The sequence below is a fragment of the Caballeronia sp. Sq4a genome (assembly GCF_023170545.1).
In the GTDB taxonomy this organism is placed as follows: Bacteria; Pseudomonadota; Gammaproteobacteria; order Burkholderiales; family Burkholderiaceae; genus Caballeronia.
The window spans coordinates 418,886-439,392 of sequence record NZ_CP084253.1 but is presented as its reverse complement, the minus strand read 5'-3'; the positions used below and the strand labels follow the sequence as shown (position 1 = coordinate 439,392).

General features: G+C 64.5%; 18 protein-coding genes. 12 read left to right on the top strand and 6 right to left on the bottom strand.

The genetic code is table 11. The features are described 5' to 3' along the window. The first annotated feature begins 14 nt into the window (after positions 1-14). From LDZ24_RS26430 to LDZ24_RS26375, 12 genes are all read left to right on the top strand, one after another. Positions 15-971 carry an ABC transporter permease gene (locus LDZ24_RS26430; RefSeq protein ID WP_248324319.1) on the top strand — a complete coding sequence of 319 codons (957 nt, stop codon included), beginning with the start codon at positions 15-17 and terminating at the stop codon, positions 969-971. Then, complete coding sequence (locus LDZ24_RS26425; protein WP_248324318.1) at positions 968-2,665, top strand: ABC transporter ATP-binding protein; 1,698 nt, start codon at positions 968-970, stop codon at positions 2,663-2,665. Before LDZ24_RS26430 ends, LDZ24_RS26425 begins: the two co-directional genes overlap by 4 nt. Before the next feature lie 33 nt (positions 2,666-2,698). Further along, positions 2,699-3,922 (top strand): acyl-CoA dehydrogenase family protein, encoded by a 1,224-nt coding sequence (locus LDZ24_RS26420; RefSeq protein WP_248324317.1) that lies wholly within the window; start codon positions 2,699-2,701, stop codon positions 3,920-3,922. Positions 3,923-3,960: 38 nt separating this feature from the next. Further along, entirely contained in the window at positions 3,961-5,319 is a 1,359-nt protein-coding gene (locus LDZ24_RS26415) for an LLM class flavin-dependent oxidoreductase (protein WP_248324316.1), read from the top strand. Positions 5,320-5,458: 139 nt separating this feature from the next. Continuing rightward, positions 5,459-6,466 (top strand): deoxyribose-phosphate aldolase, encoded by a 1,008-nt coding sequence (gene deoC, locus LDZ24_RS26410; protein WP_248324315.1) that lies wholly within the window; start codon positions 5,459-5,461, stop codon positions 6,464-6,466. 26 nt (positions 6,467-6,492) lie between these two features. Next, a complete protein-coding gene (locus LDZ24_RS26405; protein ID WP_248324314.1) occupies positions 6,493-8,883 on the top strand; it encodes an aldehyde dehydrogenase family protein in 2,391 nt (796 codons plus the stop codon). Positions 8,884-8,958: 75 nt separating this feature from the next. Continuing rightward, positions 8,959-9,432, top strand: coding sequence for an RbsD/FucU family protein (locus LDZ24_RS26400; RefSeq protein ID WP_248324313.1), 474 nt, complete (start codon positions 8,959-8,961; stop codon positions 9,430-9,432). Continuing rightward, positions 9,429-10,364, top strand: coding sequence for a ribokinase (rbsK, locus tag LDZ24_RS26395; protein ID WP_248324312.1), 936 nt, complete (start codon positions 9,429-9,431; stop codon positions 10,362-10,364). Before LDZ24_RS26400 ends, rbsK begins: the two co-directional genes overlap by 4 nt. Then, entirely contained in the window at positions 10,361-11,404 is a 1,044-nt protein-coding gene (locus tag LDZ24_RS26390) for an ABC transporter permease (protein ID WP_248324311.1), read from the top strand. Before rbsK ends, LDZ24_RS26390 begins: the two co-directional genes overlap by 4 nt. Before the next feature lie 66 nt (positions 11,405-11,470). After that, a complete protein-coding gene (locus tag LDZ24_RS26385) occupies positions 11,471-12,475 on the top strand; it encodes an autoinducer 2 ABC transporter substrate-binding protein (protein WP_175945355.1) in 1,005 nt (334 codons plus the stop codon). Between the two features lie 78 nt (positions 12,476-12,553). Continuing rightward, positions 12,554-14,083 (top strand): sugar ABC transporter ATP-binding protein, encoded by a 1,530-nt coding sequence (locus tag LDZ24_RS26380; RefSeq protein ID WP_248324310.1) that lies wholly within the window; start codon positions 12,554-12,556, stop codon positions 14,081-14,083. Beyond that, positions 14,080-15,141 carry an ABC transporter permease gene (locus LDZ24_RS26375; protein ID WP_371747498.1) on the top strand — a complete coding sequence of 354 codons (1,062 nt, stop codon included), beginning with the start codon at positions 14,080-14,082 and terminating at the stop codon, positions 15,139-15,141. The genes LDZ24_RS26380 and LDZ24_RS26375 overlap by 4 nt, the downstream gene beginning before the upstream one ends. A 43-nt stretch (positions 15,142-15,184) precedes the next feature. Here the strand turns inward: LDZ24_RS26375 and LDZ24_RS26370 are convergent, their stop codons facing one another. The 6 genes from LDZ24_RS26370 to LDZ24_RS26345 all read right to left on the bottom strand — a co-directional run bounded on the left by LDZ24_RS26370 (position 15,185) and on the right by LDZ24_RS26345 (position 20,420). Then, positions 15,185-15,913, bottom strand: coding sequence for a DeoR/GlpR family DNA-binding transcription regulator (locus LDZ24_RS26370; protein ID WP_206470872.1), 729 nt, complete (start codon positions 15,911-15,913; stop codon positions 15,185-15,187). Between the two features lie 131 nt (positions 15,914-16,044). Then, entirely contained in the window at positions 16,045-16,473 is a 429-nt protein-coding gene (locus LDZ24_RS26365) for a hypothetical protein (protein ID WP_248324309.1), read from the bottom strand. Positions 16,474-16,582: 109 nt separating this feature from the next. Continuing rightward, complete coding sequence (locus LDZ24_RS26360; protein ID WP_248324794.1) at positions 16,583-17,413, bottom strand: alpha/beta fold hydrolase; 831 nt, start codon at positions 17,411-17,413, stop codon at positions 16,583-16,585. A gap of 87 nt (positions 17,414-17,500) precedes the next feature. Beyond that, a complete protein-coding gene (locus tag LDZ24_RS26355) occupies positions 17,501-18,763 on the bottom strand; it encodes a LysR family transcriptional regulator (protein ID WP_248324308.1) in 1,263 nt (420 codons plus the stop codon). A gap of 59 nt (positions 18,764-18,822) precedes the next feature. Beyond that, positions 18,823-19,662 carry a siderophore-interacting protein gene (locus LDZ24_RS26350; RefSeq protein ID WP_248324307.1) on the bottom strand — a complete coding sequence of 280 codons (840 nt, stop codon included), beginning with the start codon at positions 19,660-19,662 and terminating at the stop codon, positions 18,823-18,825. Then, positions 19,659-20,420, bottom strand: a complete 762-nt coding sequence (locus tag LDZ24_RS26345; RefSeq protein ID WP_248324306.1) for a PadR family transcriptional regulator — start codon at positions 20,418-20,420, stop codon at positions 19,659-19,661. The genes LDZ24_RS26350 and LDZ24_RS26345 overlap by 4 nt, the downstream gene beginning before the upstream one ends. Positions 20,421-20,507: the final 87 nt, after the last annotated feature.

Genomic DNA, 20,507 nt, shown 5'->3' with positions numbered 1-20,507 from the left:
CCTTCGGCTCAAGCATGGCAACCGACTCTTCCGAACTCGTCACGGCGCAAACATCCGCCGGGTCCGCCTGGCGGCGTCAACTCGCAGGCGCGGTGTTCGGCGCGCGCCGCGCGCAGGCCGCCACGCCACGCGCCACGCGCGGCGTGTGGCGCGCGTTGCTGCGCAATCCGTCGGCGCTCGCGGGCATCGTGCTGCTCGTCGCGCTGCTGGCGCTCGCGCTCGCCGCGCCGCATCTGTTCCCCGGCGATCCGCTCGACATGGTCGCGCCGCCGTTCGAGTGGCCCGGCGCCGATCCGCTCTACACGCTCGGCACCGACTCGCTCGGGCGCGACGTGGCGGCGGGCATCGCGCACGGCACGCGCGTGTCGCTTGTGATCGGCGCGTCGGCGGCCGGCATCGGGCTCGTCATCGGCACGCTCGTCGGCGCGCTCGGCGGCTTCTTCGGAGGCGTCATCGACGATCTGCTCGCGCGCGTCACCGAGGTCTTCCAGACGGTGCCGTCGTTTCTGCTGGTGATCGTCATCGTCGCCATCGGCAAGCCGAGCGTGACGGTCATCGCGCTCGCCATCGGCATCGCGTCGTGGCCGACGGTCGCGCGCATCGTACGCGCCGAGTTCCGCACGCTTCGTCAGGCCGATTTCGTGCTCGCGGCGCGCAGTCAGGGCTTCTCCGATGCGCGCATCATCTTCGGCGAAATCCTGCCGAACGCGCTGCCGCCGGTGATCGTCACGGCCTCCGTGATGGTCGCAAGCGCGATTCTCATCGAATCGTCGCTGTCGTTCCTCGGCATGGGCGATCCGAACGTCGTCAGCTGGGGCGGCATGATCGGCGCGGGGCGCGATTCGCTGCGCACCGCCTGGTATCTGACGGCGCTGCCGGGCGCGGCCATCGTGACCGCGGTGCTCGCGCTGAATCTTCTCGGCGACGGCCTGAACGACGCGCTCAACCCTCGTTTGCGGGAGCGCGCATGAGCGACGCCAAGCTGCTGCAAGTGCGCGACTTGCGCGTGAACTTCGGCGCGCATCAGGCGGTGCGCGGCGTCGATTTCGACATCGCGCAAGGCGAGACGCTCGCGCTCGTCGGCGAATCGGGCTGCGGCAAGTCCGCGACGGCGCTCTCGCTGATGCGGCTCGTGCCGGCGCCGGGCATCGTCACGGGCAGCGTGCGCTTCGCCGGCCGCGAGTTGCTGACGCTCGCGCCGCGCGAGATGCGCGGGATTCGCGGCGCGCAGATCTCGATGATCTTTCAGGAGCCGATGACCTCGCTGAATCCGGTGCTGTCCATCGGCGCGCAGATTGCCGAGACGTTGCGCCAGCACGAAGCGCTGTCAAAGCAGGCGGCGCTGCGCCGTGCCGTCGAACTGCTCGACCTCGTGCATGTGCCCGAACCGCAGCGGCGCGTGTCGGATTATCCGCATGAACTGTCGGGCGGCCAGCGTCAGCGCGTGATGATCGCGATGGCGGTGGCGTGCCGACCGCACCTTTTGATCGCCGACGAGCCGACCACCGCGCTCGACGTGACGATTCAGGCGCGCATTCTGGAACTGCTCGACGAACTCAAGCGCGAATTGTCGATGTCGCTTCTGCTCATCACGCACGATCTGGGCGTGGTCGCGCAACACGCGGATCGCGTCGCCGTGATGCTGGGCGGCGAGAAGGTGGAAGAGGCGCGCGTGGAGACGCTTTTCGCTGCGCCGGCTCATGCCTACACGCGCGGTCTCTTGGGCGCGTCGCTGAATCTGTCGGGAGAGATTCACTATCGGGACTGGACGCTGCCCGAGATTCGCCACGGCAGCCGCGAGGACGGCGACGCCGCGTTCAACGTGACGCCGCTCGCGCCGCGCACATTCGAGGCAGCGACGCCTCCCGCCGATGCGCCGCTCCTGTCGGTGGACCGGCTCACGGTGGACTATGCGCATCGGCACGGCAAGGGCACGCTGCGCGCGGTGGACGGCGTGTCGTTCGACATCGCGGCCGGGGAGACCGTCGGCCTCGTCGGCGAATCCGGTTGCGGCAAGTCGACGCTTTCTCGCGCGATTCTGCGGCTCGCGCCCATCACCGGTGGCTCGATCCGTCTCCAAGGCACCGACCTCGTGCCGCTTACCGAACGTGCGCTGCGCCCGCATCGGCGACGCGTGCAGATGGTGTTTCAGGACCCGTATGCGTCGCTCAATCCGCGCCGCACCGTCGGCGAGATTCTCGATACGGTGATGGCGGTGAATGGCATCGGCGGCGATCGGCGCACGCGGCGCGCCCGCGCTTTGGCCATGCTCGATCGCGTCGGCCTGCCCGCCGCCGCGCTCGCTCGCTATCCGCACGAGTTTTCCGGCGGACAGCGGCAGCGCATCGGCATCGCCCGCGCGCTGGTGCTCGAACCGGCGCTCCTGATCTGCGACGAACCGGTGTCCGCGCTCGACGTGTCCATTCAGGCGCAGATCCTCAATCTGCTCGTCGAGCTGAAGCGCGACCTGGGGCTCGCGTATCTCTTCATCTCGCACGATCTCTCCGTGGTGCGCTATATCGCCGACCGCGTGCATGTGATGCACGGCGGCAGGATCGTCGAGAGCGGCGACCATCGCGACATCTGGCGCGCGCCGCGGCACGCCTACACGCGCGCGCTGCTCGATGCGATTCCCGCAGGGCGCCCGAACGCGCGCGCGGCCTGACCTCTCTGCAAGATTCACCAACAAGGAAGAAAGATGTCGACACTCGCACGCATCCGCACAGAGCCGGATCACGCATTGCAGGACGCGCTCGATGCGCTGCCGGCGCTCGCCCGGGAAATCGGCGAAGAAGCCGCCGCCCGCGAGGCGCGCCGCGAGTTGCCATTCGAAGCGTTCGCGCGCTTTCGGGCCTCCGGCTTAGGCAAGCTGCGTCTGCCGGTGGAGTGGGGCGGTCTCGGCGGCTCGCTCGAAGACGTGTTCCATGTCATCTCGACGCTCGCCGCGCATGAAAGCAACGTGGCTCATGCGCTGCGCATCCACTTCGACCAGACCGAGGCGTTGCTGCTTTCGCCGCGCACGCCGTTCAACGCGTTGCAGATCGAGCGCATCGTCGATGGCGCGATCTTCGGCGGCGCTTCGACCGAAGCGGGCACGTCGCGTCCGGGAGAGATCACGACGCAACTCACGCGCGACGGCGACCACTACCGCCTGAGCGGGCGCAAGTACTACGCGACGGGCACGGCCTTCGCGGACTACGCGCGGCTCAATGTGCAGGATGATCGCGGCGAACCGGTCGTCGCGATCGTGCCGGTGCGGCGCGAAGGTCTGCACGTGCTCGACGACTGGGACGGCATGGGTCAGCGCATGACGGCAAGCGGCAGTCTCGTGTTCGATTCCTTGCGCGTGCAGGCCGACGAAGTCGCGCCGCGCAATCTGACGACGCTTGCCGGCCGCCACACGGGCGCGCTGCGGCAGCTGCATCTGGTGGCGGTCGCGGCGGGCATCGTGCGCAACGTGCTCGCCGATGCCAAACGCTACGTGGTGCAACACGGACGCCCCGCGCTGCATAGTCCCGCGCCGACCGCGCGCGAGGATGCGTTCATTCAACAGGTCGTGGGCGATCTGTCGTCGCACAGTCATGCAATCGATGCTCTCGTGCGCGAGAACGCCCGCGCGCTCGACCGCTCGTCGCGCGCGGTGCGCGACGGCGACGCGCGTGCCGATGCGCTCGTGCTCGAAGGCGCGCTCGTCACCGCGCGCACGCAGCTCGTCGTGAGCAAGCTCGCGTTGCATGCGGCGGAGCGCATGTTCGAAGCGGGCGGGGCGTCGGCGACGTCGCGCGCGCACAACTTCGACCGCCACTGGCGCAATCTGCGCACCATCTTCAGCCACAACCCGCTGCTGCATAAATCGCGGGTGATCGGCGATTACGAACTGAACGGCGTGACCACGCACCTGACCGAAGGGCGCGTGTTCTGAGCGCCGCGGCCATCATCATCGAAACGGAGTGACCAGTCATGAGCGCATCTCTTCCGCGCCAGTTGCATCTCAACATCAACGCGCTGCATTCGGGCTTCGTGCCGTCGGCGTGGCGCGTGGCACAGGCCGATCCGCGCGCGTTCATCGACGTGAATCATTACGTGCGGCTCGCGCAGACCGCCGAGCGCGCCTGCCTCGACGCGATCTTTCTGGCAGACAACGCGGCGATCTCCGATCAGCTCGACATGCGTCCGATCACCGCGCTCGAACCGACGATGCTGCTCACGAGCGTGGCCGCCGCGACCACGCATATCGGACTGATCGCGACCGCGTCGACGAGCTATAACGAGCCGTACAACATCGCGCGCCGGTTCGCGACGCTCGATCTGATCAGCGGCGGGCGCGCCGGCTGGAACATCGTGACGACGGCCGATCTGCCGTCCGCGCGCAACTTCGGTCTCGACGCGGTGCCGCAGCACGCGGAACGCTATGCCCGCGCCGATGAGTTCGCGACGCTCGTGAAATCGCTCTGGAATAGCTGGGAAGACGATGCGCTGGTGGCGGACAAGGCCAGCGGGCGTTTCGTCGATCTGGACAAGCTGCATCCGGCGCAGCATCGCGGGCGCTTCTTCGGCGTGCAGGGCGCGCTCAACCTGCCGCGTTCGGCGCAAGGGCATCCGGTGCTGGTGCAGGCGGGCGCATCGGGCGATGGACGCGAACTGGCCGCGCGTCACGCGGAGGCCGTGTTCTCGGCTTCGCAGTCTTTCGACGAATCGCGCGCTTACCGAGCCGATCTCAACGAGCGGGCGGCGCGCCACGGACGCGGCCCGAACGCCGTGAAGGTGCTCGCCGGGCTGACCACAATCATCGGCGCGACGGAAAGCGAGGCACTGCGCCGTCGCGATGAACTCGTCGATCTGATCCCTTGGCGCTACAGCCTCAACCGCCTTGCCGGAACGCTCGGCGTGCCCGTCGAATCGCTGCAACTCGATGCTCGCCTGCCCGCCGATCTGCCGCTGCCCAACGACGGCAACGGCAATCACACGTTCTTCAACGCGACGCTCGCGCAGGCGCGCACGCACGGCTATACGGTGCGCGAACTGGTGCGTGCGCTGGCGGGCGGCGGCGGGCATCGCGTGATCGTCGGCACGCCCGAACAGGTAGCCGACGACATCACGCACTGGTTCGAAAACGGCGCGGCCGACGGTTTCAATCTGATGCCGGACGTGCTGCCCGATGGTCTGGAAGCGTTCACCGAAGGCGTCGTGCCGATCCTTCAGCGCCGCGGCATCTTCCGTCGCGCTTACGAGGGCACGACGCTGCGCGGACACTTGGGACTCGCGATACCGGCGGGCCGGGGCGCGCCTGCGGTGGAGCCCGAAGCGCGGGCGGCCTGACGTCGACAAAAGGCGGTACGCCGAAGCCGCCCATCTCCGCACTTTCCCTATGTTACGATCGTAACAACGTTGCGATAGACTGAGATCAATCTATCAAAAAGCTGTTGTGCGTTGCGCAAGCGCACAGCCTACCGATCTCATGCTGGAAACCGCATCGAAGTCCATCGTCGCGTGGCCCGGAACCGCTCACCCGGCCACGCGCGCGCGCAATCCCGGCGTCCCTTTCGACCTCGCATGGCTCGAAGGACTGCGCGTCAATCAATCGGCGGTCGCGCGCCGGGCAGCGAGCTTCGGCCTGCGTCGCTCCGTCAAGAAAGACGCGCAGGCGGCGTGGCTCTTGAAGGCGATCACCTGCATCGACCTCACGACGCTAAGCGGCGACGACACCACCGCGCGCGTGCAACGGCTCTGCGCCAAGGCGCGCCGCCCGCTGCGCGAGGACTTGCTCGACGCGCTCGGCATGTCGGATCAGCCGATCACGACAGGCGCCGTGTGCGTCTATCACCGCTTCGTCAAGACGGCGGTTGACGCGCTCGCCGATAGCGGCATTCCGGTCGCCGCCGTGTCCACCGGATTCCCCGCCGGCCTGAATCCGCATGCGCTCAAGCTGCGCGAGATCGAAGCATCGGTGGCGGACGGCGCGAAGGAGATCGACATCGTCGTGACGCGCGAGCACGTGCTGACCGGAAACTGGCAAGCGCTCTACAACGAGATGCGCGACTTCCGCGCGGCTTGCGGCGACGCGCACGTCAAGGCGATTCTCGGCACCGGCGACATCCGCACGCTCTCCAACGTTGCAAAGGCTTCGATGATCTGCATGATGGCCGGCGCCGATTTCATCAAGACATCCACGGGCAAGGAAGGCGTCAATGCGACGCTCGACGTGTCGCTCGTGATGGTGCGCATGATTCGCGAATATCTGGCGCGCACGGGGATCGCGATCGGCTTCAAGCCGGCGGGCGGCGTGTCGACCGCGAAATCGGTGCTGAACTATCAGATTCTCATGAAGGAGGAACTCGGGCGCGAATGGCTCGAAGCGGACTTGTTTCGCATTGGCGCGTCCAGCCTGCTTGCCGATATCGAGCGGCAACTCGAACATCACGTGAGCGGGCGCTATTCGGCGTTCAACCGCCATCCGGTCGCCTGAACCAGCCCAATACAGACACAAGCCTCATGAGCGTAGCCCACTACTTTTCTTCGATGGAATACGGACCCGCACCGGAAGACGATCGCGCCGTGCGCGCATGGCTCGATCAACACGCCGGACGCTTCGGCCATTTCATCGACGGCGCATGGCGAGACGGCGGGGACGAACATCGCTTCGATTCGCGCGAGCCGGCGACGGGCCGCGTGCTCGCGTCGATTGCGCAAGGATCGAGCGGCGACGTGGATGCCGCCGTGCAAGCCGCGCACGATGCGCTGGAAGCATGGCAAGGCATCGGCGGTGCGGGCCGCGCGCGGCACCTGTACGCACTGTCGCGCATGGTGCAAAGGCATAGCCGCCTCTTCGCCGTTCTCGAATCGCTCGATAACGGCAAGCCGATTCGCGAATCGCGCGACATCGACATCCCTCTCGTCGCAAGGCATTTTCTGCATCACGCGGGCTGGGCGCAATTGCAGGATCGCGAGTTCGCGGACTGGGCGCCGCTCGGCGTGATCGGGCAAATCGTGCCGTGGAATTTTCCGCTGCTGATGCTCGCGTGGAAGATCGCGCCGGCGCTCGCGCTCGGCAATTGCGTCGTGCTCAAGCCCGCGGAATACACGTCGCTCACGGCGTTGCTGTTCGCGGAACTCGCGCACCGCGCCGGCTTGCCCAAGGGCGTGCTCAACGTCGTGACCGGCGATGGCCGCACGGGCGCGGCGCTCGTCGAGCATCCGCACGTCGCGAAGATCGCGTTCACCGGATCGACCGAAGTCGGCCGCCAGATTCGCTCGACGACAGCGGGCTCGGGCAAATCGCTCACGCTGGAACTGGGCGGCAAGTCGCCGTTCATCGTGTTCGACGACGCCGATATCGACTCGGCTGTGGAAGGCGTCGTCGATGCGATCTGGTTCAATCAAGGCCAGGTGTGCTGCGCGGGTTCGCGTTTGCTCGTGCAGGAAGGCATCGAAGCACGCTTTATCGACAAGCTCAAGCGCCGCATAGAAACGCTGCGCGTCGGGCCGTCGCTGGACAAGGGCGTCGACATGAGCGCCATCGTCGATGACGTGCAACTCGAACGCATCCGCGCGCTCGTGGCGAAGGGCGAAAGCGAAGGATGCGAGATTCATCAGCCCTCGCGTCTCGCGTTGCCCGAAGGCGGGGCGTTCTTCGCGCCGACGCTGGTGACCAACGTCGCGCCGGCATCGACGCTTGCGCAAGAAGAAATCTTCGGGCCCGTGCTCGTCTCGATGAGCTTTCGCACGCCCGACGAAGCCGTCGCCCTGGCGAACAACACGCGCTATGGCCTCGCCGCGAGCGTCTGGAGCGAGAACATCAGCCGCGCGCTGGACGTCGCGCCGCGCCTGCAGTGCGGTGTCGTATGGATCAACGCGACGAATCTGTTCGATGCGGCAGTGGGCTTCGGCGGCTATCGCGAGTCCGGTTTCGGGCGGGAAGGCGGACGCGAGGGCATATACGAATATCTCAAGCCGCGCGCATGGTCCAAGCTGCCGATGCGCTCCGACACGCAAGCGCCGCCCGTCGAGCCGGACTCGCTGATGGAGTCGGCTAATGTCAGCGCGATCGACCGCACGGCGAAGCTCTTCATCGGCGGCAAGCAGACGCGGCCGGATAGCGGTTACTCGCGGCTCGTTCGCTCGCCTGCGGGCGAGATCGTCGGCGAAGTGGCCGAGGGCAATCGCAAGGACATTCGCAATGCTGTGGCGGCGGCGCGCGGCATGACGAAATGGGCGGCAGCGAGCGCGCACAACCGCGCGCAGGTGCTGTATTACCTCGCGGAGAATCTGAGCGCGCGAGCGGAGGAATTCGCGCGCCAACTCGTGACGCGCGCGGGTTCCGGCGAACGCGATGCGAAGCGCGAAGTCGAGGCGTCGATTGCCCGCTTGTTCACGTACGCAGCGTGGGCCGACAAGTTCGACGGCGCGGTGCATGCGCCGCCGTTGCATGGCGTCGCGCTGGCGATGCACGAGCCGGTCGGCGTGATCGGCGTCATCTGTCCGGACGAAGCGCCGTTGCTCGGTTTCGTCTCGCTGATCGCGCCCGCGCTCGCGCTGGGCAATACGGTCGTGGCGGTGCCGAGCATGACGTGCCCGCTCATGGCGACAGATTTCTATCAGGTCGCGGATACGTCCGACGTGCCGGGCGGCGCGCTCAACATCGTGACCGGCGACGCGCGCTCGCTTGGCGAAACGCTCGCCCAGCACGATGACGTCGACGCGCTCTGGTGCTTCAATGGCGCGGCGCTTTCGGCGATGGCCGAGCGCGAATCGGTCGGCAATCTGAAGCGAACCTTTGTCGATCACGGACGACTGTTCGACTGGCATGATGCATCGAGTGAAGGTTTGCCCTTCTTGCGCCAAGCCGTGCAAGTCAAGAATATCTGGGTGCCGTATGGAGATTGATTTGCGGCACTCGTAATCCGAGGTTCAACGGCGCAGATCCGAAAACAGGACGCGCCATGCATGGAGGAGACGCTCTTGCTGAAGAACATTGACCCGCTTCTGAACGCCGACATTCTCTACGCGCTCGCCGCGATGGGACACGGCGATGAAGTCGTCATTTGCGACGCGAACTTTCCCGGCGATTCGGTCGCGCGCCAGACGGTGCTCGGCAAGCTCTTGCGGATCGACGGCGCGAATGCGCCGCGCGTCGTGCGCGCGGTGTTGTCGGTGATGCCGCTGGACACGTTCGTGGACGATCCCGCAGGCCGCATGGAAGTCGTCGGCGACGCGACCGCGTTACCCGCCGTGCAGCGCGAAGCGCAACGCGAAGTCGATCACGCGGAAGCCCGCGAAGTGGCGTTCGCGCCGATCGAACGCTTCGCGTTCTATGAACGCGCGAAGAAGGCGTATTGCGTCATCCGCACGGGCGAGACGCGCGGCTACGGCTGTTTCATCTTCAAGAAAGGCGTGCAGCTCGCGCCGGATGCGCCGCAAGGGGACGCGCCATGAGCGGCAGCGTCGTCATCCTCGGCATCTATGTGACGGACCTCGCTTTTCGCGCGCAGCGCATGCCCTTGCTTGGCGAAACGGTGGCGGGCTCCGCGTTTGCGATGGGACCGGGCGGCAAGGGTTCGAATCAGGCCGTGGCCGCCGCTCGCGCGGGCGCGGACGTCGTCTTCTGCACGCGCATCGGCAACGATGTGTTCGGCAAGATCGCGCAAGCCACGTGGGCGGCCGAAGGCATCACATCGCGCGCCAGCGTGATAGACGATATCGCGACCGGCGCCGCGCATATCTATGTGGACGAGAACACCGGCGGCAACGCGATCATCGTCGCGGCGGGCGCGGCCGGCACGCTCGGCCCCGATGACGTGGATGCGATCGAAGCGGACATCGCGAAGGCAGCCGTCTTTGTCACGCAACTGGAGCAGCCGGTTCCGGCCGCGAAACGCGGGCTCGAACTGGCCCGGAAGCATGGCGTGACGACCGTCTTCAACCCGGCGCCTGCGCTCGCGCTCGACGACGATATCTATCCGCTTTGCGACTACATCACGCCGAATGAAACCGAGGCGGCGGCGTTGACCGGAGTCGCCGTGAAGTCTGTCGACGATGCGCGTCGCGCGGCTAATGTTCTGTTGAGCAAGGGCGCGCGCGCGGCGATCATCACGTTGGGCGAGGCGGGCGCGCTTTTGCATAGCGCGAACGAATCGGTGCTGGTTCCTGCGTTCGAATGCGGGCGCGTGGTCGAAACGGCCGGCGCGGGCGATGGCTTCACCGGTGGTTTCGCGGCGGCGCTCGCGCGCGGCGACAGCGCGCTCGATGCGGTCCGCTTCGGATGCGCGTTGGCGAGCATCTCGGTCACGCGGCCAGGCACCGCGCCCTCGATGCCTCGCCTCGACGAAATCAATGCATTGTTGAGCGAAAGGAGCGTGACGCAATGAAGGCGTCGAAGTGGCTCGCTGACCGGCAGTTCAACTTTCTGATCGGCGTGAATCTGCTGGTCGTGATCGTCGCGACATGGCTTTCGCACGGCCAGTTTCTCGACATCGACAATCTTCAGTCGATGGGCGGCCAATTGCCCGAACTCGGCTTGCTCGCGCTCGGCATCATGTTGTCGATGGTCTCGGGCAATGGCGGCATCGACCTCTCGGGCGTCGGCCTCGCGAACCTCTCGGGCATGGTCGCGGCGATGGCTCTGCCGCATATCGTCTCCGCCGACGATTCGCCCGCGCTCTATACGGCCGTGTTCGTCGGCATCGTTGTTGCGATGGGCGTGGTCGGTGGCCTGCTGAATGGCGTGGTCATTGCCAAGCTCAGGCTGACGCCGATTCTCTGCACGCTCGGCACGCAGTTGCTCTTCACGGGCATTGCCGTCGTGTTGAGCAACGGCGCATCGGTGCGAGTCGAATATGTCGATCCGCTCTCGAACATCGGCAATGGCACGTTTCTTCAGGTGCCCATTTCGCTGTGGATCTTCATTGCGGCGGTGCTCGGGCTCGGCTGGGTGCTCAAGCGCACGCCGTTCGGCCTGCGGCTTTACCTCATGGGCACGAATCCCAAAGCCGCCTTCTATGCGGGCATTCCGCGCGCGCGCATGCTGATTCTGACTTACGGCATGTGCGGCGTGCTCGCATCGCTGGCGGGTCTCATCAGCGCAACGCATACGTCCAGCGCGAAGTGGGATTACGGCAACTCTTATCTCTTGATCGCGATCCTGATCGCGGTGATGGGCGGCGTGAATCCGGCGGGCGGCTATGGACGCATTGTCTGCGTGTTTCTCGCGGCAACGGTCCTGCAATTCCTGTCGAGTCTCTTCAATCTGCTCGGCGTCTCCCAGTTTTTCGGCGATTGCGCGTGGGGCTTCCTGCTGCTCGCGTCGCTCGCCTTCGCGGGTGGCGAACGCGTGCGCGCGATCTTCGGCATCGGCGGCGCCAGGCCCACATCCAAGATTCCACCGCCGCCAGCATCGACGGGACGTTGACCACTCGCTGTGTGATTGCTTCAAAAGACCATCGAACGACATTCCAAACATAAAGGAGACAACACGATGAAGCTCAAGACTTTCGGCACCGCGCTGACCGCCATTGCGCTCGCTGCCGGCGCGGTCATGGCCGCCCAGGCCGCGACGAACGAAACCATCGTCACGGTCGTCAAGGTGACCGGCATCAACTGGTTCAATCGCATGGACGACGGCGTGAAAGAGTTCGGCAAGGCGAACCCGAACATCAACGTCTATCAGACCGGACCCGGCCGCGCCGACGCCGCGCAGCAATTGAAGATCATCGAGGACTTGATCGCGAAGAAAGTCACTGCGATTGCAGTGGTTCCGTACGATCCGCCGACGCTCGAACCCGCGCTCAAGAAGGCGATGGATCGCGGCATCAAGGTGGTCACGCATGAAGCCGACAACGCAAAGAACACGATGGTCGATATCGAAGCGTTCGACAACACGGCATACGGCGCGGGCCTGAACGAACGTCTCGCGAAGTGCATGGGGCAGCAGGGCAAGTGGGCGGTGCTGGTCGGCTCGCTCGGCAGCCGCTCGCAGGTGCAATGGGCGGACGGCGGCATCGGCAACGCAAAGGCGAAGTATCCGAAGATGGATCTCGTCGAGCCGAAGCTCGAAACGAATAACGACGGCGAGCGCGCGTATCAGGTCGCGAAGGAAGTGCTGCGCAAGCATCCGGATCTGACCGGTTTTCAGGGCTCGTCGTCACTGGATGTGATCGGCATCGGGCGCGCGGTGGAAGAGGCCGGCAAGGTCGGCAAGATCTGCGTGTACGGCACGGGTCTGCCCACCGAAGCGGGCAAGTTCCTCGAAAGCGGCGCCATCAACGGCATCGCATTCTGGGACCCGAAGCTCGCCGGCATCGCGATGAACAAGGTGGCGCAGATGCTCGTCGACGGCAAGACGGTGGAGAACGGCGCGGACCTCGGCATTACCGGCTATAACAAGGTCACGGTGAGCAAAGGGCCGGGCAAGGGCGTGATCGTTCGCGGCACCGGCTGGGTGGACGTGGACAAGACGAACTACAAGCAATACCCGTTCTGATGCGACTGATGTGATGTTCGCGGCGCACAGCGTTCGACGTTCGACGTTCGACGCGCGCGCCGCCCGAATCCATACGCCATGACCCAAGAGACACCGCTCCTCGAAGTCGTCGATATCCATAAACGCTTTACCGGCGTCTATGCGCTGCGTGGCGTGAGCCTCGCGTTTCAGCGCGGGCAGATCTATCACCTGCTCGGCGAAAACGGCTGTGGCAAGAGCACGCTCATCAAGATCATCTCGGGCGCGCAGCCGCCGGACGAAGGCGAGCTCGTGATCGAAGGCGCGCGTCATGCGCGGCTCTCGCCGCTCGAAGCATTGTCGGCCGGCATCGAGACCGTGTATCAGGACTTGTCGCTCCTGCCGAACATGAGCGTGGCCGAGAACGTCGCGCTGACTTCCGAGCTCGCGGAGCACGCGGGCAAGCTCGCGCGCACGTTCGACCGGCGCGCGCTCGCGACGACCGCCGCACGCGCGCTCGAAGCCGTGGGTTTGCCGGGCGATGCGGAGTTCCAGAAGACGCTGATCGAACAATTGCCGCTGGCGACGCGCCAACTCGTCGCCATCGCGCGCGCCATTGCGAGTGAAGCGAAGTTCGTCATCATGGACGAGCCCACGACCTCGCTCACGCAGAAAGAGGTCGACAACCTGATCGCGGTGCTTGCGAGACTGCGCGCGCAAGGCGTGGCCGTGCTGTTCGTGAGCCACAAGCTCGACGAGTGCTACGCGATCGGTGGCGAAGTCATCGTGCTGCGCGATGGTCAGAAGATGGCTCAAGGACCGATCGAGCACTACACGAAGGCGCAGATCAGCGAGCTCATGACGGGCAAGCATCTTTCGACCGACCGTTACCGCGAAGAAGGCGAGGCGCGTGCGTCGAACGTCGTGCTCGATGTAAAGGAACTCGGCCGCAAGGGTCAGTTTGCCGACGTATCGTTCGCTCTGCATGAAGGCGAGATACTCGGCGTGACGGGACTGCTGGACTCGGGCCGCAATGAACTGGCGCGCGCGCTCGCGGGCGTGGCGCCTGCGGACAGCGGCGTCGTGACGCTCGACGGCATGCGTGTTCGCCTGCAATCGCCCGCGGATGCCAGAACGCAACGCATCGGCTATGTGCCGGAAGACCGCCTGAACGAAGGGCTTTTTCTCGACAAGCCCATCCGCGATAACGTCGTGACCGCGATGATTGCGAGCCTGCGCGACCGCATCGGGCAAATCGATCGCAAGCGCGCGCAGGCGCTAGCCGAGCGCACCGTCAAGGATCTGCAAATCGCCACGCCCGATGTCGACAAGCCAGTGCAGTCGCTTTCCGGCGGCAACCAGCAGCGCGTGCTGATCGGCCGCTGGCTCGCGATCAATCCACGCGTGTTGATTCTGCATGGGCCGACAGTCGGCGTCGATGTAGGCTCGAAGGACATCATTTACCGCATCATGCAGCGGCTGTCGAAGGAGGGCATCGGCATCATTCTCATCAGCGATGATCTGCCCGAACTGCTGCAAAACTGCGATCGCATTCTGATGATGAAGAAAGGCCGCGTCGCCGGCGAATATCGCGCCGATCGTCTGACCGAGGCCGATCTGTATCACGCGCTACTTTCTGAGGCAGCATGAGCATGAGCGAATCCATCCGCGGCGCCGCAAGCGAGACCGTGCCGCAAGCCGTGAGCAATGTCGCGCCGCGCGTGCGCAAGGGCAGTCTCTACGCGCAGTTGATGCGCAAGCCGGAGTGGTTCACCGTCGGGCTGATTCTCGTCACGTGCCTGATCGTGGGTAGCCTCAACCCGCGCTTCTTCCAGTTCGCGACGCTCTTCGACATGCTGCATTCCGCGACCACGGTGTCGCTGTTTGCGCTCGGGACGCTCGTCGTGCTCGCGTCGGGCGGGATCGACGTATCGTTCACCGCCATCGCTGCGTTGACGATGTATTCGATCACCAAGGCGGTGTTCGCATGGTGGCCCGAATGTCCGTTCGCGCTGATCGTGTTGACGGGCGCATTGGGCGGCGTGCTGCTCGGCGTGGTCAACGGCATGCTCGTGCATCGGCTGAAAGCGCCTTCGCTGATCGTCACCATCGGCACGCAATACCTGTTTCGCGGCTTGTTGCTGACCTTCGTCGGCACGCAGTTCTTCATGAACATTCCGCACAGCATGGATGTGTTCGGCCGCTTGCCGCTTTTCTATTACCACACGGCGGACGGCTTGCGCGCGGTCCTTCCTGTGTCGGTGCTGGCGCTCGTGATCGCGGCGATCGTTACATGGTGGCTCCTGAATCGAACGATGATGGGCCGCGGCGTCTATGCGATGGGCGGCAGTCTCGCCATTGCGGAACGGCTCGGCTATAACCTGCGCGCGATCCACTTATTCGTATTCGGCTACACGGGTTTGCTCGCCGGCGTAGCGGGCATTCTGCATGTATCGACGAACCGGCTCGCCAATCCGTTCGATCTCGTCGGCACGGAGCTCGATGTCATCGCTGCGGTGATTCTCGGCGGCGCGCGCATTACCGGCGGCACGGGAACGGTGACGGGCACGCTGCTCGGCGTGGTGCTCGTCACGCTCATCAATAGCGTGCTGATTCTCGTGGGCGTGCCGAGTACGTGGCAGAAGGTCATCATCGGCGCATTCATTCTCATCGCAGGAACGCTCTTCGCATTGGGTCGCAGGCAGTAGCGCAACGCGCGGCGCATTTGGACTTACGGGACTTACGCTTCTGCTATTCGCGTGAGTCCGTGCGCCGTTGCCCTTCCTCGGTGATGACGGAGTCGAAGTCGGAGATCTGCGAGAAGCGCACCGCTTTCACCTTGCCGAACTTACTCGCATCGACCACAAGATGCCGTTCGACGGAGCTCGCCATGGCCGCCTGCTTGATGGCGACTTCATGAAAGTTCCAGCACGTCACGCCCCGTACTTCATCGACACCGCCGGCCGACATGAATGCCTTATTGATTCCCATGCGCCTAAGCGTTTCGACGCTTTCATCGCTGGCGAATGATTCCGACGAAGGCACGTACACGCCGCCAAGCAAAATCATGCGTATGTTGGGCTTGCGGCGCAGAATCTCCGCGACGTTGAGCGAATAACACACCACGGTCAGATGCATCTCAGCGGGAATCTGCCGTGCTAGTGTCGTCAACGTCGTGCCGCAGTCGATGAACACAGTCTCGTTGTTCGTGAGCAGGCGGGCGGCATGACTCGACGCAATGGCTTTCGCTTGCGCGAAGTGATCCTTCTCTTCGTCGATGGTATAGCCCGCTGCATTCGGCAAGTCCGCCGCGCTCACGATATAGCCGCCCAGGTAAGTGAACTGCCCGGGGTTGGCCGCAACGTCTCTGCGCACCGTCATTTCGGAGACACCGAGAAGCGCGGCGGCATCGCGCAGACGCATCACGTTTTGTTTTTCTAATGCGCTCGAGAGCGTGCGGAGGCGGTCGATCTTGGCCATCGTTTTGCAGTGCTTTCCACGCGTCGCCGAATGTGAGTTTCTGGTCTTACGTTGATAAGATTATAACAACGCAAGGCGCGTCGAATGCGCGCCTCGCGTGAGTTCACGGGTAAATACGGAGCGCGTGCCGCTTATGCGCCTTCGTTCTCTTCGAGCATCACTGCGAGCGTGCCGGCTTCGCTTTGCACGCCGGCATCGAGGTCGATTTCATTGGGCGTCATCTTTGCAATGGCGCGTAAGAGGCGCGGCGAAAATGTTGCGCCGAACAGCGCGATGGCGTCATCGCGGCGCCGGTCGTCGGCATGCGCGAGCGAGCGCAGTTCGCTGAGCGGAAGTCCGACGAACAAGTCGAGCGGATACGGCGGAGCAGCAAGTGCGGCCGCCGCGGCCGTTGCCGCCGTCGCGCCCGGAGCGCGCACGCGCAAGCCCGGTTGCAAATGTTCCGCGAGTTCCATCGTGATGTCGTAGTCCGCCTCGAATTCGAGGGATGTTCGCGCTTCGCTCTGCAGGAACGGCGCAACGGTTTCCAGACGAGCGAGTTCTTCATCGGTAAGCAGCATGGCATTTCTCCTTCGATAAACGCAGACAAGGTTTCCTTTATCGGACACTTAGCTAAATGCTTGCCCGGTAGCCGAACGAACCCCGAACGCCTCTGGCGGAAAAATTGACTCACGCAGTGCGCTGTGCATCGAAGAAGGCTGCGATGGCTTCATTCACTGCTTCGGCTGCGTCGCGGTGAGGCGAATGACGGCAGCCCGGCAGTTTGACGAGATGAGCGTGAGGAACCGCTGCCTTGATCTTGTCGATCTGCTGCATGGACGCGTATTCGTCGTCGTAGCCTTGAATGGCGAGCAGCGGCCGGCGGATGGATTCGAGCGTCGTCGTAATGTCCCAATGAAGGAACGCGGGATCCAGCCATGCGTCGTTCCAACCATAGAAAGCGGAATCCACGTTCTGATGGTAGGGCTCAAGCCGCGAGCGCAAGGCGCCGCTCTCATAAGCGCTTCGTGCCTGAGTGATCGCCTGAACGGTCATCGGCTCGACGAACACATGCGGGGCCAGCACCGCGACCCCCGCCAACGACTCGGGATAAGCACTTGCATAAAGCAAGGCGATCGACCCGCCGTCGCTATGCCCGATGATCCACATGCGTGCGCGCTCGCTCTCGTTTATGCCGATTGCATCCAGCAGCGCAGGCAGCACGACCTGCGCTTGATGATGCAGAAAATCGCCCGCCCAGTGCTCGTCTGCGCGACGCGGCGTCGAACGTCCATAACCCGGACGCGAATACACGAGTCCGCGGCAACCGAGGCGATCACATAGCGACTGCGGCCAGTCTTTCCATAACGCAATGGAACCCAGTCCTTCGTGCAGAAATACCGCAATAGGCGCGTCTTTGAGTTCGGGGTTGAGCCATTGATATTCGATGGATAGCGGATACAGGCTACCGGTCACCTGAGCATATTGGATAGCGTCGATAGCGCTTGTGGGGTCATTCATGGCTTGAAGTTTCGCGCGAAGAATCACTCATTGAGTTTCAAGAGTACCAGACGAGTAATGGATGAAACGGTCGGCAGCATCGCCGCATCATGCCGTATGTTTCGATATCTTCGCGACGCCCGCCGAATGCGCGAGTTGATCGACAGTCAGGCGAATCGCGTCGATCAGCGCGCGGGCGGCCGGAGAAGGCGTGCTGCCCGCGCGTAACGTAAGCCCGATATCGCGCCGTGTGTTCTGCATCGCGATGTCCAGCACGACGAGCTGCCTCGACTCGCATTCATAGAACAACTGCTGGGCCGATACGACCGCGAGCATGTCGGTGTGCGTGAGCAAGCCACGGATCACGGCAAGGTCGGCGGTCTCGACCGTCGGCATCGGCGGTTTGAGCCTGAGCCGCTTGAATTGCGCCTCGAACATGCCGCGTGCGGGCGCGTGACTACGCGGCAAGACCCATTGCGCGGCGCTCAACTCTTTCAGTGTCAAAGCCTTGGCCTTAGCCAGCGGATGATCGCGCCGCGCGATGACCACCATGTCCTCCGACATCAGGCGCTCGTTGGTCAATCCGCTCGATGCATCGTTCGGCCTGAGCGCGCCCAGAACGAAGTCGATATCGCCCGCTCTCAAGCCGGCCACGAGCGGTTCGTAGGCGCTCTCATCCGTGGCGATGCGTACGCCCGGATACTGCGAGGCCACGCGCGCGATCGCCCCCGGAAGAATCAGCGTCCGGCCGAGCGGCAGCGCGCCGACGGTCACATAGCCTTGAATGGTGCCGCGCAGAGCCGCGATATCGTCCGGGATGTGGCGCAGTTCGTTGAGCGCGCGACGTACGTGCAGCACGAACGTCTCGCCTTCGCTCGTGAGCAACAGGCCGCGCGGGCTGCGATAAAACAATTGCATACCTGCGCCCGTTTCCATGATGCGGATCGCGCTGCTGACTGCGGGCTGACTGATGCCGAGCGTCTGCGCGGCGCTCGGCATGTGCCGATGACGCGCCAATGCCGAGAATAGCTGTAACCGCCGCGTATTCAGCAGGAACGCAGGCAACGCGTTGCCGTTAGCCGAGCGTCGCCGTGACTGCCGTGCGGTGCACCATTGACCCAGCGCTTCGAGCTCCGCGAAGATCCGTTCGCAACGGAGAAGAACGGCGCGACCTGCAGGTGTCGGCAACATGCCCGACGGGCGACGTTCGAACAGCGTCTCGCCTACGGCTGCTTCCAGTTCCTGCAAGGAGCGCGTGACAGCGGACTGCGCGCGAAAAAGGGCGGCGGCCGCGCGCGTCGCGCTGCCCGTCTGCGCCACGAGCCTGAACGCGCGCAGATAAGCGAGGTTGAGCAGTTCGCGGTTATCCATGGCTATGCTGAAAGAGTTATAGCCATCAGTTTAGTTTATCGGCACGCCGGGACGCGAGTTCAGTCTTCGATCGTGCCATGCACGCCTTGCTCGCCGCGCTTCCAATAGGCGGAGGCGCGAATGCGGCGCTTGTCGATGCCTCGCTCATTGCACAACAGCTGGCGCACTGCGCGCATGAGCGCAGCCTCGCCCGCGGCCCACACGTATCCCTCGCCGTCGGGAAGATACGTTCCGCGCAACGCGAGCAAGAGATCGCCGCCCGCGTACGCGGACTCGCTGCGGTAGCACCACTGCACATACAGATTGGCGCGTGTATCGAATTCGATTCGCGCGGAGGGATCGGCGACTTCGAGCAGCGCCGCCACGCGCGTGCCGGCCGGAAGCTCCTCCAGGCGACGGGCGATGGCGGGCAGCGCGGTCTCGTCGCCTACCAGCAGATGCCAGTCGAACCGCGTCGGAATGACGAACGAGCCGCGCGGCCCGCCGATGCCGAGGTAGTCCCCCGGCGCGGCCTTCGCGGCCCACGCGGTCGCCGGGCCGGCGTCGTGAAGCGCGAATTCAATATCCAATTCGCGCGCCGCCCGGTCGAAGCGCCGAGGCGTGAAGTCGCGGGCAATGGGTCGCGGCTTGGCGGGATCGAACACGGGACCGTCCGGGCCGGCCTCCGGCACCACCGGCATGCTTCCGCCCGGCTGCGGAAAGAAGACCTTCACGTGGTCGTCGAAAGAGGCGCTCTCGAAGTCTGCGAGCGCCTCGCCCGTCAGGGTGATGCATACAAAATGCGGATTAATCGGCCTGACTCGCTTGACCTGAAGCAAGCGGAATTTCAGCGGGTGACGCACGCGCGTGACTTCCAGTTCGGAGCGGCCTTGTTGTGCTTCGACGAGTGAATGGCTCATTCTGTCGTTCCTTTTGCCTGTTTCGGCGCATTGTCTTGTTCGATGTCGGCCGTCGCGCGTTCAAGAATCGCGGCGATGCGGCGCTGCTCTTGCGGCGATGCATCGGTGCGCAGGAGTAGCGCCCGCTTCAGGGCGCGTCGCGCTGCGATGAGTTCGGGCACCCAGCCGCCGTCGCCGGCATCCTCGTCGGCCTGCTCGCCCGCGTAGGCACGCCGTACCAGGTCCATCTTGCGTGCAAAATGCAAAAGCTTCGCGAGCATCAGATCGACCCGTTCGCGATTCGCCGCGAGATATTCACTGCCCGCATCCGACAGCGCGTAGCGCTTGCGGTTGCCTTCCATCTCGACCGTCGCATAGCCCAGTTCTTCCAGATACGTCAGCGCGGGATACACCATGCCGGGGCTTGGCGCATAGAAACCGTTGGAGCGATCCGCCAGCGCCTTGATGAGCTCGTAACCGTGGCGCGGCGCCTCGGCCAGCATGGCGAGCAGCAAGAGTTGCAGGTCTTCGGACGAGAATTTGCGGCCGCGCGGCATGCCGCCCATGTCGTCGGGACCCCCGCCGAAACCGCCCGCACCACCGGGGCCGCCCGCGCCGAAGCCGCCGCCAAAGCGCCCGCCGCCGCTGTGCCGATGACGTCCGATCATCTCCCAGCCGCGCCACGCAAGGCGATCGAGGCGGTCCAGCGCATCGAACGGAAGACCGGAACCGAAGCCGCGCGAATCGTCGCGCTTGCCGTGAAAGCAACGTGATCTCATGACACACTCCCTTTATGTCGTAAAACATATCTAAAGATATATATCGTAAGAGTCTCTGTCAAGGCGTTCTTTTTCGCACCGGAACGT

Excerpts from the sequence above, each read along its gene's own strand:
- LDZ24_RS26430 (WP_248324319.1), top strand. The coding sequence starts at position 15 with ATGGCAACCGACTCTTCCGAACTCGTCACGGCGCAAACATCCGCCGGG.
- LDZ24_RS26425 (WP_248324318.1), top strand. The coding sequence starts at position 968 with ATGAGCGACGCCAAGCTGCTGCAAGTGCGCGACTTGCGCGTGAACTTC.
- LDZ24_RS26420 (WP_248324317.1), top strand. The coding sequence starts at position 2,699 with ATGTCGACACTCGCACGCATCCGCACAGAGCCGGATCACGCATTGCAG.
- LDZ24_RS26415 (WP_248324316.1), top strand. The coding sequence starts at position 3,961 with ATGAGCGCATCTCTTCCGCGCCAGTTGCATCTCAACATCAACGCGCTG.
- deoC (WP_248324315.1), top strand. The coding sequence starts at position 5,459 with ATGCTGGAAACCGCATCGAAGTCCATCGTCGCGTGGCCCGGAACCGCT.
- LDZ24_RS26405 (WP_248324314.1), top strand. The coding sequence starts at position 6,493 with ATGAGCGTAGCCCACTACTTTTCTTCGATGGAATACGGACCCGCACCG.
- rbsK (WP_248324312.1), top strand. The coding sequence starts at position 9,429 with ATGAGCGGCAGCGTCGTCATCCTCGGCATCTATGTGACGGACCTCGCT.
- LDZ24_RS26390 (WP_248324311.1), top strand. The coding sequence starts at position 10,361 with ATGAAGGCGTCGAAGTGGCTCGCTGACCGGCAGTTCAACTTTCTGATC.
- LDZ24_RS26385 (WP_175945355.1), top strand. The coding sequence starts at position 11,471 with ATGAAGCTCAAGACTTTCGGCACCGCGCTGACCGCCATTGCGCTCGCT.
- LDZ24_RS26380 (WP_248324310.1), top strand. The coding sequence starts at position 12,554 with ATGACCCAAGAGACACCGCTCCTCGAAGTCGTCGATATCCATAAACGC.
- LDZ24_RS26375 (WP_371747498.1), top strand. The coding sequence starts at position 14,080 with ATGAGCATGAGCGAATCCATCCGCGGCGCCGCAAGCGAGACCGTGCCG.
- LDZ24_RS26370 (WP_206470872.1), bottom strand. The coding sequence starts at position 15,913 with ATGGCCAAGATCGACCGCCTCCGCACGCTCTCGAGCGCATTAGAAAAA.
- LDZ24_RS26365 (WP_248324309.1), bottom strand. The coding sequence starts at position 16,473 with ATGCTGCTTACCGATGAAGAACTCGCTCGTCTGGAAACCGTTGCGCCG.
- LDZ24_RS26360 (WP_248324794.1), bottom strand. The coding sequence starts at position 17,413 with ATGAATGACCCCACAAGCGCTATCGACGCTATCCAATATGCTCAGGTG.
- LDZ24_RS26355 (WP_248324308.1), bottom strand. The coding sequence starts at position 18,763 with ATGGATAACCGCGAACTGCTCAACCTCGCTTATCTGCGCGCGTTCAGG.
- LDZ24_RS26350 (WP_248324307.1), bottom strand. The coding sequence starts at position 19,662 with ATGAGCCATTCACTCGTCGAAGCACAACAAGGCCGCTCCGAACTGGAA.
- LDZ24_RS26345 (WP_248324306.1), bottom strand. The coding sequence starts at position 20,420 with ATGAGATCACGTTGCTTTCACGGCAAGCGCGACGATTCGCGCGGCTTC.